Below are 13,668 nucleotides of genomic sequence, written 5' to 3' on the forward strand. Positions count from 1 at the left end.
GTCAGTTGCCCCGCAGCCTGCCGATCTGGTTCAGCGTCTTCTGCGCGTATTCGGCCAGCCGCGGCCTGCCGCGCACGAAGCTGTGCGCCCGGCGCGCGGGCTCGCGGCTCAGCCAGTACAGGGCCGCCCGCGCCCCCGGCCGAACGGACGAGCCCTCGTACACCCGCAGCTCGCCGGTCTTCAGCGCGTCCTTGTACTCGGCCGCCCCGCGCCCCAGATCGAGCATTCCGATGCCTTGTGCGGCGGCCGACTCGACCATCCGCAGATGCAGGATCAGACCCGGTGAGTACTTGGCGAACTCGGGTTCGTACGCCGGAAACCAGCAGGACAGCACGGTGGGCGAGCGCAGCCCGAAGTGCGCGGCGACGGGCCGGTCCGCGGCGTACAGCACGGAGAGCACCCCGGAGCAGCCGGGCGTGCGCGTCTCGTGCAGCAGCCGCACCAGGGCGCTGATCCACTCCTTGGCGAAGCGGTCCCGGCGCCCGGTCCTGCGGTACTGCGCGGACTTCCACCCCATGAGGGTGCGCAGCGCGGCCGGATCGCGCTCGTCGAAGACGAACCGCACCTCGCCCGCCTGCCGCCCCAGCTTGCGCTCCTTGGCCAGCGTCGTCTTCAGGAACTTGGGCGACTGGGCGCGCAGCGCCTCTTCGTACGCCGCGTAGCCCGCGCCGACGTCGATGACGGGAGAGGCGAGCTCCTCGGCGGCGTCCGGCTGGAACACGCCTTGACCCGCTTCGAGATTGTCGAACTCCCAGGCCGACAGCCCGCAGGCCCGCAGCAGTTCACGGGGCGCGATCGTCAGCCCCTGGCGCAGGACCGCGCCATGGCAGTCGCAGACCCCCAGGCCGATCGCCCGGCCGTGGCCGAGCGGCCCTCTTTCGTACGGGAAGAAGCCGGCCGGCTCCCCGTCCTCCCACAGCACCGCCACCCTGGCCGCGGGCCGCACCCGGCCGACGGCGAGGGTGAACTCCGGCTCCATGAACGGATTGGCGGGCGCCCCGCTCTTGGCGCGCAATTCCCGCCAGGCCTCGGTCTCAGCCTCGCCCAGCTCGTCCGGTTTCAGCACACGAATGCGTACACCGCTCAACTCGACCCCCCGGTCTTCCCCCTTGAGCTTCCCCGGGACAGGACGGTACCGGTCGATATCCCGACAGGGTAGGGAGCGACGCCCTTCTTGTGACGGATCCGTGAAGGAGCGGAAAGGGTGGATTACCCATGAGGCTTGAGTGACGGGAGGGGAGAGAGAGGCCGGCGCGGAGGCAATGTGACAGCGAGCTTCCAACTGACGTTCGGACGCGCTCTGTTACTCATAGGATTGCTTCTGCTGCCGCGCCGGAGGAGAGCCCAGTTGACCACCTCACGTGACACCCCGCACCGGATGGATCCGGCCGGCGGCTGCCCGCACGCGGACAACGCCCGGCTGCTCGCCGAGGGCGCCGTCGCCCGGGTCGTGCTCCCCGGTGATGTGGCGGGCATGGCGGTGCTCGGCCATGACGCGCTCAAGGAGTTCCTCGCCCATCCCGATGTCGCCAAAGGCGCCAAGCACTTCACCGCGCTGCGCGACGGGGAGATACCCGACGGCTGGCCGCTGAAGACCTTCGCGACCGTGCAGGGCATGACCACCGCCGACGACGCGGACCACCGGCGGCTGCGCTCGCTGGTGAGCAAGGCGTTCACGGCACGGCGGGTGGAAGCGCTGCGGCCCCGGATCGAGACGGTGACGGCACAGCTGCTGGACGGCCTGGGCGAGGCGGCCGATGCGGGCGACGGCGTGGCCGATATGCGTACCCACTTCGCGCTGCCGCTGCCGATGGGCGTCATCTGCGAACTCCTCGGCGTGGGCGCCGGGCACCAGGACCGGCTGCACCACCTGTCGAACCAGGTGGTCAGCACCTCCATCGGCCCCGAGGAGGCGATGGCGGCGAACCGGGAGTTGGTGGCGGTCCTCGCGTCGGTCGCCGCGACCCGTATGGAGAACCCGGGCGATGACCTGACCAGCGCGCTGATCGCCGCCCGCGAGGAGGACGGCGACCGGCTCAGCGAGCACGAGCTGATCGGCACCCTGCTACTGATGATCATCGCCGGGCACGAGACGACGCTGAACCTGATCACCAACGCCGTCCGCGCGCTCTGCGCGCACCGGGACCAGCTGGAGCTCGTACAGTCCAGCAAGGCGTCCTGGTCGGACGTGGTCGAGGAGACGCTGCGCTGGGACAGCCCGGTCAGCTTCTTTCCCTTCCGCTATCCGACCCGCGATCTCACGTTCGAGGGGACGGTGATCCCCAAGGGCACGCCGGTGCTTGCCGGTTACTCTGCCGCCGGCCGCGACAAGGCCGCGCACGGCCCGGACGCGGACCGCTTCGACATCACCAGGAGTGGCGGCGCCCGGCATCTCTCGCTGGGGCACGGCACGCACTACTGCCTGGGCTCACCGCTGGCGCGGAAGGAGGCGACGATCGCGCTGGAGCAGCTGTTCGCGCGCTTCCCGGAGCTGGACCTGGCGGTCGGGGAAGCGGAACTGCCGCGCCACGCGAGCTTCGTGGGCAACAGCGTGCACAAGCTGCCGGTACGCCCGCGACCCTGAGTCCCTTGGCTCGCCCCTGGCCTGTGGCCCGTGGCGGCCCTTGGGGCGAGCCTCTAGCGCAGCGCCGCGTCCACAGCGGCCTCGGCGTGCAGCCGGGTCGTCGGAAAGAGGGGCACAGGACTGTCCTCGTCGCGGATCAGCAACTCGATCTCGGTGCAACCGAGTACGACGCCTTCCGCCCCGGCGGCGACGAGCTTGCCGATGACGTCCTGGTACGCGGCGCGGGACTCCTCGCGTACGACACCGAGGCACAGCTCCTCGTAAATCACCCGGTGCACCAGCGCACGCCCTTCGCCGTCGGGGGTGAGCACGTCGAGCCCGTGCCCGGCCAGCCGGTCCCGGTAGAAGGCCTGCTCCATGGTGAAGGCGGTCCCGAGCAGCCCGACGCGGCCGATGCCCTCGGCCCGTACGGCATCGGCGGTGGCATCGGCGAGATGCAGCAGCGGCACCGAGACGGCGGCCTCCACCTGGCCCGCGACCTTGTGCATGGTGTTGGTGCAGATCAGCAGCAGGTCCGCGCCCGCGGCCTGGAGCCCCCTGGCCGCATCGGCGAGAATCTCGCCCGCGCGCTGCCACTCTCCCGCGACCTGAAGCTCCTCGATCTCGGCGAAGTCGAGGGAGTGGAGCAGGCACTTGGCGGAATGGAGCCCGCCCAGACGCCGGCGTACGAGCTCGTTGAGGAGCCGGTAGTACTCCGCGCTGGATTCCCAGCTCATACCGCCGATCAGCCCGATGGTCTTCATCGGCCCACTGTGCCACGCCCGCCGTACGACCCCGGCGGACAAGTGACAAAATGGAAAAAACGTCCATGCTCGGGGATGCTCGCGTGGGAGGCCACGATTATGGCGTCGCAGAGCCCGGAACCCGCCCCGCACGTGGAACCCGCCCCGCACAGAGACCTGTGGCCCGGAATCGCGGGTCTGGCGGCCGCGGCACTGCTGATCACCGGGCATGTGCTGTGGATGCGCACACCCGACCTCGAGGGGAGCGGCGCGATCAGGCGGGTCGTGCTCTTCTACGTCAAGGACAGCAGCCAGCACCTGGCGGAGGCGGCGACACTGATCCTGCTGGCGGCGGGCATGCTGTTCCTGTTCTTCCTGGTCGCGGTCGCGCGGCTGGCCGGCAACCGATCGCATCTCGTGCTGGTGGGCGGCACGGTGTTCGCGGTGTTCCTCATGGTCGCGGCGATCACCGGGAACATCTTCGCGGTCACGGCGGACCACTCCGACGTCTTCCCGGTCATCCCCGTCACCTCACTCGCCGCGATCCTGCTGCTGTACGTGGCGTACGGCGCGATCATCGCGGCGATGGCGGGCGCGGCAGTGATGCTCTTCGCGCTCTGGCGCGCGGCACAGGACACCCCCTCGGTACCGGCCTGGCTCGGCTGGGCGGGCTTCGTGGTGGCCGTGCTGTCGCTGGCGGGTCCGCTCACCGCGTGGTTCACACCGCTGCTGCTGGCCCTGTGGATGCTGGGGGCGGGAGGGCTGCTGATCCTGAACGCCCGCGCGCGGGAAGGTGAGGGGCGGCCGACCTGATATCTGCTGAGCAGAAGCCAGTGACCAGGCCGGCCGGCAGCCCGGTGCGGGCAGCGATCCTAAAAAGCGCATGCGTCAGGACCACTCATCTGCGCCAGTCGCGAGCTGTGAACAGTGGCATCGAGGAGCGCGCTCATGGTCAATGTCAGTGTCGAGACCGCCCAGCAGAACGGCGGAGCTCCTTCGGGACAAGGCTTCGAGGTCCACGACGAACTCTGGGCCAAGGACGAGGCCACCTGCTCACCGTGTGACAACAAGCTGCCCGACAGCCACTGAGCGGCAGTAAAGTCCTGCCCCTGCCACTCTCTTCAGGAGCGCAGGGGCAGGGCGACTCCCACTACTCACGCAGAGGATGCACGTTGCCCGCACGACACGACGTCGAGGCCGAACGCGAACTCTGGGATGCGTACGCCCAGAGCACCAAAGGTGATGTGTTCGACTCCGATCCCGTCTTCTGCTGGACCCAGTACGCCGGACACGGGCCAGGCACGGAGCTCCTGGGCAATCCGGAGACCGCGCTGGAGATCGGGTGCGGCACGGGGCATGCTCTGGCCTTTCTCGCTCAGCAGGGCGTCAAGGTGACCGGCGTCGACCTCTCGCCCGTCATGGTCGAGCACGCCACCGAGCGCTGGGGGCCGATGGGCGCGCAGTTCGTCTGCGCCGAGGTACTCGACCACCTGCGCGCCGGCACGGAAACCTACGACGCGATCTATTCGATCTTCGGGGCCGCGTGGTTCACCGATCCGGTCAAGCTGTTCCCGCTGATCGCCGAGCGGTTGAACCCCGGTGGAGTCCTGGTCTTCTCCCAGCCACCGGCCATCCCTGGAGCCTATGGTCCGCAGGGAATGTACAAGGGGGGATTCGCCGGCAGGGCAATGTTCACCTACCGCTACAGCTACACGCCCCGAAGGTGGTCGAGCCTGCTGGTCAAGAGTGGTTTCAGAAGTGCCGAAGCGCACGTCCTGGATGCTCCGAAGACCGGCCACATCGGAACACTGATAGTGCGCGCTGTTGCAAGTTGAGGCTCCTTGCGCCGGGGGTGTGAAATCCGGGCCCCGGTGGACCACCAACTGGCCTTGCTGGATGCCCCTTTAAAGAACTTGGGAAAGAACTTCCCTCACCCAACCGGACTTCTCACTCGTTCAGGTGACGAAGTGGCAGATGTGCAGGGATGGGCGGTACGGTCGCGCCATACCAACCGCATATGACGACGGCCCCCGCCGGGACTGGCATCCCGGACGAGGGCCTGTTCATCCAGGAAGAAAAAGGCTTCCCGATGACTTCAACGAAGTCTAGCGCGCCCTCATGCGCGCGCAGTGAGACCGACCCGCATGCCGGAGTGATGCACGTACGGCACCGCCACGACTCGGAGTTCGCCGTCGTCGGCAACCACCTCGCCCAGCACCGTGAGCTGTCCGCCGTCGCGATCGGCATCGGCGTCCACATCCAGTCCCTCCCGGACGGCGCCCGCGTCAGCATCGGCAAGCTCGTCGAGCGTTTCCCGGAGGGCGAGGTCCGCATCGCCCGCGCATTGCGAGAGCTGGAGGCCGCGGGGTACCTGCAGCGGCGGCTCGGGCGGATCGCGAGCGGACGGGTCGTGACCCGTACGACGTGGTACGAGCGGCCGGGCGCCCTGCCCGTCGCCGCGGATGCCCCGTCCGTCCCCGCGGATGCCCAGCCCGTCCCCGCGGATGCCCCGGCCAAGCCCGAGCCCGCATCCGAACCCGAGCCCGCACAGCCGCCCTACTAGGGCTGAACGTCCTCTTCGGCGCGCTGATTTCTTCGCCTCTGTGATGTGCTCGGCCTCCTGCTCGTCGGGTGTGACGCCCGCCCCTGAGGGCACCGAAGGAATCCACGAGATGTGGGCCACATCCCGGAGGGAGGTTGAGACAAGGCCGCACGGGCTGCGTATCGCCTCACAACGAAACAGCGAAGCCCGACCCGTGCCGCCCGCCTCTCCGTCACAGACCCACCCCTGCGACCGTCATTTGACGTTTTGGTGCGTATCCGCCCATGAAAGACATCGCTGGTTTGTCCGCGACAAGACATTCCACGGACGTTGGTTGAGGAGGACCGCCGGTGGGATTCAACGACACCGAACCTCAGCGAGCTCACAGTCCAGGTTCTGATCTCGCGCAAGAGATACGGGACTCCTTCCAGGTCGTGCTGGACGCCTTGGACGCCGCACGCGCCGACCTCTACGCGATTGACGAGCAGCAGGGCCGGCCCGAAGCCCCGCCGCCGTCCTGGCAACAACCCAGCGAACAGACCAGGGACGCAGGCGTCACTCATCCGCCCCCGTCTGTGTCCTTGCCCCCGGCTCCGCCCCTACCCCGACGGACACAGCCTGTGGCGCCTGGGCCAGAGTGCCTGGGTCTGGATCCTCCGCTCGCCGTCGAGCCTTATGCGGTGGAGCCGCTGAAGACCGGTGGCGTACGGCAGGTCGACGCTCCGGAGGATGTCGTGGTGGAGCCGCTGTGGTTGCGCGCCACGCATCTGGAGCCTGTTCCGCCCCCGTCGTTGGGAACGCCACCCCCGGCGGGAAGACCGCCGATGGCGAGTGGCGCAGGCCCGACGTACGTCGCACCGCCGCTGACCTGTCCTCCCCCGCAGGAGGGCGCGCGCGGCCGGTCCGGCCCGCGCCCGTACACCAACCGGTCGGCTGCCCCCGGGCGCTCGGCTCCGCCCTCGGACCAACTCCTCGCCCCGTCCTCGGAGTCGCCACCGCCATCACCCCCCGTCCGGACGCACGCGAGGAACAGAAGCCGAGGATGGCGGCGCTTCGCCGACCGACGGGACACTCGTGTCGCCGGAGTCTTCGGACTGGGTGCCGTGAGCGGACTGATCCTCGCATCTTCGCTGCTGGGCATCGACAACCCCGGACCGGCGGTCCCGTCCGCGCCGTCCGAGCAACTGGACCGGCCGCCCGCGCCCGACAACCCCGCTCCCAGGCTCCCCGAGATCCCGGGCACGGGCGTACTGCGCCAGGGCGACAGCGGCCATGGGGTATACGAGCTGCAGGTCCGTCTGCTCCAGGTCCCGAACGTGTACGACGGCGGCGCGATCGATGGTCGCTACGACAAGGAGGTCCGAGCGGCTGTGGCCAGATTCCAGCAGTGGTACGGCGTCCGCGGTGACGAGACGGGCGTCTACGGCGACAACACGCGCCTCGCCCTCATGTTGCGTACCAAGTAGCAGGACTCGGTCAGGTTGGCGTGGGTCTGGGCGGCTGTCTGATTCAACCGGTACCACCGTGCACGTCGACGGTGGAGGAACCATCGCCTGACACGGGACTCGCCTGGAGTGCGGGCGTGCCGTCGGACAGCGGGGCGGCCTCGAGGAGACCGTATGCGGTACGGCGGCACGGTCTGCCCCGCTGCCTCCGCCGGTCAGTCCTGCCCGTCTGCTGCCGCCGCGGATTGCGCTGCGGAAGCGGCCGTCCTTCTGGCGCTTCGCGAGAGTGGGAACGAGGGAGCGGCGGCAGGTGAGCTTGTCGTTGAGGTAGGTCTCGATCTCGGCGTGATGTCCTTGCGTTTTCGACCCGCTTCTCCAGCCGGGCGATGGAGCAGGGATCAACCGCCGTCACCACCTGCGACAACCCAACGAAAAGCTCAGTAACTCGATGGTGGGTGTGCTGGTTTCTCAGCGGTGCCGGCGGCGGCGTGCCACGGCAGTGGCATGCTCCTCGCCATGTATGAAGATCCGCAGGACAAGACAACGCCGGGGTTGTGGGGGCGCATCGCGTGTGCCTGGGCGATTGCTTTCGCCGTGCTTCATTTTTACTGGGCGCTGGGCGGCGACTGGGGCCTCAGCGTCTCGGCGGGGCCCCTGGCCGAGGAACGCCCTGGGTGGTTCGTGGCGGTGGGCTTGTGGGGCGTGGGATTGCTATGCCTTGTCGGCGGTGTGCTGGGATGGCTTCTCGCCAGGCCGCAGCCTCGTGGCCTGGCAGGACGGGTGGTCAAGGCCCTGGGGTGGGGGGCCTGCGCTGTGCTGCTGGTGCGCGGCATCGCCGTCGAGGTGCTGCTGCTGAGCGACACTGCGGGCCAGGAGATAGACGTAAGCCCGGAACAGCGGCTGTGGACGCTGCTGTTGTGGAATCCCTGGTTCCTGGTCGGTGGTCTGGCCTTCGGTTTAGCCGCACGGGGGGCCGGAAGAGCGAAGGGCGCGAGTAGCGGCACTGCCTGACAGTGCGTCGGGGAATGCGGAGAAGAGGGTGCCCAAGATCGTTCTGTGACGAATGAACTGGACACCCTGCTGACGGCACTGTACGTGAAGGTCGATGACGAGCTGGAGGTGGAGCGATGGATGGGCTGCCCGCCGCAGTTGAGCGACGCGGAGCTGGTCACGCTCGCCGTGGCCCAGGCACTGCTCGGCTTCCGTTTCGGCTGTGCTGGGAGGAATCCAGCGGAATCAGTAAGCTCTCTGGCGCTCAGTGACAGGCATGTTGGGCGGTAGCCCAACGGCGAGCGGTGGGGGACGCCATGGTTGATGCAGTTGTTCCGATACTTCTGGTGCTTGGGATCGCCGCATGGTTGTTCCTGCGTGAATCAAACAAAACCTCGGTTCAGTCACTCGATGGCTCAGGGTGCGGCTGCATCCTCGGGTTCGTGCTGCTGATCTTTGTGGCGTTGATGTTCGTCGGCGCAAAGTACGGCGGTTGACCGACGGTATTGCCCCGCCGCCCCGTCCTCCGATGGACGCGTCCCAGGGTGAGCAAGGTGCTCTCAGACATTGCGCCCGTGTACGACCTGGTGAAAGCCGGCGGTCGAGGCGCTGCTCAGCAAAATCGGCGAAGCCCGGCCGTAGCCTCGGAGCAAGCAGCACGAGGAGAGGACAGTCCATGCCCCCAGTCATCGCCGTCACCGGAGCAAGTGGCCGCGTCGGGGGGCGGGTTGCCCGTCGGCTTGTCGGGGCCGGGGCCGCCGTTCGGCTGCTCGGGCGGGATCCGGGGCGGCTGCCCGCGCCGGCGGGGGCCGACATCGCGCCCGCCGCCGATTACCGGGACGGGGAGGCGATGCGGCGGGCCCTCGACGGGGCGCAGACGCTGTTTCTCGTCTCCGCGCACGAGGCGCGCGAACGGGTGCGGGTGCACACCAGCGCTGTCGACGCCGCCGTCGCGGCGGGGATCGAGCGCATCGTGTACGTGTCCTTCCTCGGCGCCGCGCCCGACGCGACGTTCACGTACGCCCGCGACCACTGGCACACCGAGGAGTACATCCGGGGCACGGGGCCGGCGTACACCTTCCTGCGGGACAGCTTCTATCTGGCCGAGCTGCCGGCGATGGCCGGGGCGGACGGGGTGATCCGCGGGCCCGCGGGCGAGGGGCGGGTGGCCGCCGTCGCGCACGAGGACATCGCGGACGTGGCCGCTGCCGTGCTGCTGGGCGATGGGCACGACGGGGCGACGTACGACGTCACCGGGCCCGTCGCGCTCTCCCTCGCCGAGGTGGCCGGGGAACTGAGCCGGGTCACCGGGCGCACGGTCACCTATGTGCCCGAGACGCGCGAGGAGGCGTACGCCTCACGGGCCCACTACGGCGTCGAGGACTGGGAGGTCACCGGCTGGGTGTCCTCGTACGAGGCGATCGCCGCCGGGGAGATGGCCACCGTCTCCGATGCCGTACCGCGGTTGACCGGGCACCCGGCGAAGACCTTCGCCGGGTATTTGATGGACAACCCGGACAGCTACGGGCACCTCTTGCCCTGACGCCATACGTCCGAGACGAGCGGGACGCCCGGCCGGTAGGCGAGGTGGACATGGCTCGGGGCGTCGAGCAGCACGAGGTCGGCGCGGGCGCCGGGGGTGATGCGGCCGATGTCCGTACGGCGCAGCGCCCGCGCCCCGCCGGCCGTCGCGGACCAGATGGCTTCGTCCGGGGTCATCTTCATGTCCCGTACGGCGAGGGCGATGCAGAACGGGACGGAGGACGTGAACGACGAGCCCGGGTTGCAGTCCGTGGACAGCGCGACGGTCACGCCGGCGTCGAGCAGGCGGCGGGCGTCCGGCCATTCGGCGCGGGTGGAGAACTCCGCGCCGGGCAGCAGCGTGGCGACGGTCTCGCTGCTCGCGAGGGCGTCGACGTCCGCGTCGGTGAGGTGCGTGCAGTGGTCGGCGGAGGCGGCGTCGAGCTCGACGGCGAGCTGCACGCCGGGGCCGTAGCTCAGCTGGTTGGCGTGCACACGGGGGTGCAGGCCCTTCGCCTTGCCGGCGGTGAGGATCGCGCGGGCCTGGTCGCCGTCGAAGGCCCCCTTCTCGCAGAAGACGTCGACCCAACGGGCGTACGGAGCACAGGCGTCGAGCATCTCGCCGGTGACGAGGGCGACGTAGGCGGCGGGGTCGTCGGCGTAGTCGGGCGGGACGATGTGCGCGCCGAGGTAGGTGATCTCGTCGGTGTGCCTCGCAGCGATCCGCAGGGCGCGGGCCTCGTCCTCGACGGTGAGCCCGTAGCCGGACTTGGTCTCGAAAGTGGTGGTGCCCTGGCGCAGCGCCTCGCGGAGGTAGTGCGTGAGGTTCGCTTCGAGCGCTTCGTCAGAGGCCGCGCGAGTGGCGGCGACGGTGGTGCGGATGCCGCCGGCGGTATAGGCGCGGCCGGACATCCGGGCGTTGAACTCCTGGGTGCGGTCGCCGGCGAAGAGGAGGTGGGAGTGGGAATCGACGAAGCCGGGGATGACGGCGCGGCCGGCGGCGTCGACGGCCTCATCGGCTGCCGGGGCGTCGGCGTTGGGTCCGACCCATGCGATGCGGTCGCCGTCGATGACTACGGCGGCGTCCTGGAGGAGGCCGATGGGGGTTCCGTCGCCGAGGGCGGGGTCGTTGGTGACGAGGCTGCCGATGTTGGTGATGACGGTGGTGGTCATGGGTTCCTCTCTAGCCGCGCAGCGCTGCGATGGACGAGGCGAGGGCCGCCGGGACGTCCGGGACCAGGACGTGCGAACCGTCCCGCACCACCTGGCGGCCCGCCACGACCGTGTGGCGCACATCCGCCGCCGTCGCCGCGAAGATCGCCGTCTCGACCGCCAGGCGCTGCACCGGACCCGCCGTGCGGACCGAGTCCAGGGCCACCGTCGTGAAGTCCGCCAGCATGCCCGGCTCGAGGCGGCCCGCTTCGTGCCATCCCAGTGCGGCGTGGCCGTCTTCGGTCGCGGCCCGCAGCAGGGCCGCGGCCGTCCAGTGGCCGCGCGTCCGGGTGCGCAGGCGTTCGTTCAGTTCCATCGCGCGCGCCTCCTCCAGCAGGTCGATCACAGCATGGCTGTCGCTGCCGAGCGACAGCGGTGAGCCGGCCCCCTGCAGCGCCGCCGCCGGGCCGATGCCGTCCGCCAGGTCGCGTTCCGTCGTCGGGCACATGCACGTGCCCGACGACGTCCCGCCCAGCAGCGCGACGTCCTCGTTCGTCAGATGCGTGTTGTGGACGCCCGTCGTCCGCGGGCCCAGTACGCCGTGGTCGGCGAGCAGTCGCGTCGGGGTGCACCCGTGCGCGGCGAGGCACGCCTCGTTCTCCGCCGTCTGCTCGGAGAGGTGGACATGGAGCGGGGCCCGGCGCTCCTGTGCCCACTGAGCCACCGTGCTCAGCTGCCCGGCCGGGACCGCGCGTACCGAATGGATCGCCGCGCCGATCAGCGCATGGTCGCCGCCCTTCAGCGCGGAGGCCCGTTCGGCCCACGCCTCTGCCGTGCCGTCGGAGAAGCGCAACTGGAGCTTGGTCGGCGCCTCGCCACTGTGCTTATTCCTGATGGCGGACGACAGATACGCCGTGTCCAGCAGCGTGATCCGGATCCCCGCATCCGCCGCCGCCGCGATCAGTGCCTCGCCCATCGCGTTCGGGTCGCGGTACGCGGCCCCGCCCGGCGCGTGGTGCAGATAGTGGAACTCGCCGACCGCCGTGATCCCGGCCAGCGCCATCTCCGCGTACACCGCCCGGGCGAGCGAGAAGTACGTTTCCGGTGTCAGCCGCGACGCGACCTGGTACATCACCTCGCGCCAGGTCCAGAAGGTCCCGGCGCCCACCTGCACCGTGCCCCGCAGGGCGCGGTGGAAGGCGTGCGAGTGTGCGTTCGCGAGGCCCGGGATCGTCAGGCCGCGCAGCACTACGGCGCCCGGCGGCGGGGCTTCGGCCCCCTTGCGTACGGCGGTGATCCGGCCGTCCGCCACCTCGAGCGCCACGCCCGGCTCGACGTTCGTTTCCAGCCAGGCGTGTTCCGCCCAGTACGTCAACTGCACGCCAGGCCCTCCAGTACGTCGGCGAGTGCGAGCACCCCGGCCACACAGTCGTCCTCGGCGGCGAACTCCGCCGGGGAGTGCGAGACGCCCGTGGGGTTCCGTACGAACAGCATGGCCGTCGGGATGGAACCGGACAAAATACCCGCGTCGTGGCCCGCGCCCGTGCCGAGCACCGGAACCGTGCCGCCCAGGATCTTGTTCAGCTCGTCGCGCAGGGCGTGCTCGAATTCGATCACGGGGGTGAAGGACTCCCGTACGACCGTCAGGTCCACCCCGTGCCGGTCGGCGTACTCGCGCGCGGATCTTTCGATGCCGGCCGTCACCGTGTCGAGCGTGGCCTGGTCGGGAGCGCGGGAGTCCAGCCAGCCGCGCACCAGCGAGGGAATCGCGTTGACGGCGTTCGGCTCGACGGCGATCTTGCCGAACGTGGCGACCGCGCCCGCGAGTTCCGCCTCGCGGCGCGCGGCGAGGACCGTCTGCGCGTACGTCAGCATCGGGTCGCGGCGGTCGACGAGCCGCGTGGTGCCGGCGTGGTTGGCCTCGCCGTGGAAGTCGAACCGCCAGCGGCCGTGCGGCCAGATCGCGGACGCGATGCCGACCCGGTCGCCGGACAGGTCGAGGGCACGGCCCTGCTCGACGTGGAGCTCGACGAACGCGCCGATACGGGCGAGCCGTTCGGGGTCGGGACCGATGGTGGACGGGTCGTATCCGGCCGCCTCCATGGCCTGCGGGAGCGACACCCCGTCGCCGTCGCGGAGCCCGTACGCCGCTTCGCGCGTCAGCTGTCCGGCCGCGAGTCGCGAGCCGACGCAGGCGAGGCCGAAGCGGGCGCCCTCCTCGTCACCGAAGTTGGTGATGGCGAGGGGCCGGGTGAACTCCGCTCCCCTGCGGCGGAGTTCATCGAGCGCGGCGAAGGAGGAGACGACGCCGAGGGGGCCGTCGAACGCGCCGCCGTCGGGGACGGAGTCGAGGTGCGAGCCGGTGACGACGGCGCCGGGGGCGGTGGGGTCGCCGAGCCAGGCCCACTGGTTGCCGTTGCGGTCGGTCTCGTAGGTGAGGCCGCGGGTTTCTGCCTGGGCCCGGAACCAGGCGCGGCAGTCGGTGTCGGCGGCGGTCCAGGCGTAGCGGCGGTAGCCGCGGGTTTCCGGGTTGCGGCCGATGGGGGCGAGGTCCGCCCACATCTGGTGGAAGGACTCCCCGGCCCTGTCCCTTCCCACTGTTTCACCGTGCGGCTCCGCCGCGTGGGGGCTCCGCGCCGGACCCTCCCCCTCCGCCCCGCGGGCGTGCGGGGACCCCCGCTCCTCAAACGCCGGAGGGGTTGATTCCGCCCG

14 protein-coding genes and 1 pseudogene are annotated in these 13,668 nt (G+C 70.1%); 10 read left to right on the forward strand and 5 right to left on the reverse strand.

What is annotated here, in order from left to right; translation table 11 throughout:
• Position 1: 1 nt before the first annotated feature.
• Complete coding sequence (locus J7E87_RS14250) at positions 2-1,087, reverse strand: GNAT family N-acetyltransferase (protein WP_215093736.1); 1,086 nt, start codon at positions 1,085-1,087, stop codon at positions 2-4.
• A 291-nt stretch (positions 1,088-1,378) separates the two neighbouring features.
• On the opposite strand from J7E87_RS14250, the gene J7E87_RS14255 reads away from it, so the two are divergent.
• Positions 1,379-2,584, forward strand: a complete 1,206-nt coding sequence (locus J7E87_RS14255; RefSeq protein WP_215093892.1) for a cytochrome P450 — start codon at positions 1,379-1,381, stop codon at positions 2,582-2,584.
• A 53-nt stretch (positions 2,585-2,637) separates the two neighbouring features.
• On the opposite strand, the gene J7E87_RS14260 is transcribed toward J7E87_RS14255, so the two are convergent.
• Positions 2,638-3,327: an aspartate/glutamate racemase family protein gene (locus J7E87_RS14260; RefSeq protein ID WP_215093738.1), complete on the reverse strand. Its 690-nt coding sequence runs from the start codon at positions 3,325-3,327 to the stop codon at positions 2,638-2,640.
• Between the two features lie 99 nt (positions 3,328-3,426).
• Here J7E87_RS14260 and J7E87_RS14265 point away from each other — a divergent pair, with 99 nt between their 5' ends.
• The 9 genes and pseudogenes from J7E87_RS14265 to J7E87_RS14305 all read left to right on the forward strand — a co-directional run bounded on the left by J7E87_RS14265 (position 3,427) and on the right by J7E87_RS14305 (position 9,826).
• Positions 3,427-4,119: a hypothetical protein gene (locus J7E87_RS14265; protein ID WP_215093740.1), complete on the forward strand. Its 693-nt coding sequence runs from the start codon at positions 3,427-3,429 to the stop codon at positions 4,117-4,119.
• A 135-nt stretch (positions 4,120-4,254) separates the two neighbouring features.
• Complete coding sequence (locus J7E87_RS14270; RefSeq protein ID WP_215093742.1) at positions 4,255-4,395, forward strand: hypothetical protein; 141 nt, start codon at positions 4,255-4,257, stop codon at positions 4,393-4,395.
• A gap of 83 nt (positions 4,396-4,478) precedes the next feature.
• Positions 4,479-5,141: a bifunctional 2-polyprenyl-6-hydroxyphenol methylase/3-demethylubiquinol 3-O-methyltransferase UbiG gene (locus J7E87_RS14275; RefSeq protein ID WP_215093744.1), complete on the forward strand. Its 663-nt coding sequence runs from the start codon at positions 4,479-4,481 to the stop codon at positions 5,139-5,141.
• A gap of 320 nt (positions 5,142-5,461) precedes the next feature.
• On the forward strand, positions 5,462-5,869 hold the full coding sequence (locus J7E87_RS14280) for a hypothetical protein (RefSeq protein ID WP_215093747.1): 408 nt from the start codon (positions 5,462-5,464) through the stop codon (positions 5,867-5,869).
• 1,082 nt (positions 5,870-6,951) lie between these two features.
• Complete coding sequence (locus J7E87_RS36135) at positions 6,952-7,314, forward strand: peptidoglycan-binding domain-containing protein (protein WP_308312935.1); 363 nt, start codon at positions 6,952-6,954, stop codon at positions 7,312-7,314.
• A gap of 483 nt (positions 7,315-7,797) precedes the next feature.
• Complete coding sequence (locus J7E87_RS14290; protein ID WP_215093749.1) at positions 7,798-8,304, forward strand: DUF3995 domain-containing protein; 507 nt, start codon at positions 7,798-7,800, stop codon at positions 8,302-8,304.
• Between the two features lie 45 nt (positions 8,305-8,349).
• Positions 8,350-8,496 (forward strand): annotated as a pseudogene (locus J7E87_RS14295) (IS982 family transposase); the annotation flags it as partial.
• A 104-nt stretch (positions 8,497-8,600) separates the two neighbouring features.
• The gene (locus tag J7E87_RS14300) at positions 8,601-8,780 is read left to right on the forward strand and encodes a hypothetical protein (protein WP_215093751.1); all 180 of its coding nucleotides are present in this window, start codon (positions 8,601-8,603) and stop codon (positions 8,778-8,780) included.
• A 179-nt stretch (positions 8,781-8,959) separates the two neighbouring features.
• Positions 8,960-9,826, forward strand: a complete 867-nt coding sequence (locus tag J7E87_RS14305) for an SDR family oxidoreductase (protein ID WP_215093753.1) — start codon at positions 8,960-8,962, stop codon at positions 9,824-9,826.
• Here the strand turns inward: J7E87_RS14305 and hutI are convergent.
• Genes hutI through J7E87_RS14320 form a run of 3 tightly spaced genes read right to left on the reverse strand, consistent with a single transcriptional unit; the run spans position 9,805 to position 13,518 of the window.
• On the reverse strand, positions 9,805-10,977 hold the full coding sequence (gene hutI, locus J7E87_RS14310; protein WP_251017421.1) for an imidazolonepropionase: 1,173 nt from the start codon (positions 10,975-10,977) through the stop codon (positions 9,805-9,807). The genes J7E87_RS14305 and hutI overlap by 22 nt on opposite strands.
• Before the next feature lie 10 nt (positions 10,978-10,987).
• On the reverse strand, positions 10,988-12,337 hold the full coding sequence (locus J7E87_RS14315; protein ID WP_215093758.1) for a formimidoylglutamate deiminase: 1,350 nt from the start codon (positions 12,335-12,337) through the stop codon (positions 10,988-10,990).
• The gene (locus J7E87_RS14320) at positions 12,328-13,518 is read right to left on the reverse strand and encodes an allantoate amidohydrolase (RefSeq protein ID WP_215093896.1); all 1,191 of its coding nucleotides are present in this window, start codon (positions 13,516-13,518) and stop codon (positions 12,328-12,330) included. Before J7E87_RS14320 ends, J7E87_RS14315 begins: the two co-directional genes overlap by 10 nt.
• Positions 13,519-13,668 lie beyond the last annotated feature (150 nt).

Source organism: Streptomyces sp. ISL-1 (genome assembly GCF_018614585.1).
GTDB classification, from domain to species: Bacteria; Actinomycetota; Actinomycetes; order Streptomycetales; family Streptomycetaceae; genus Streptomyces; species Streptomyces maoxianensis.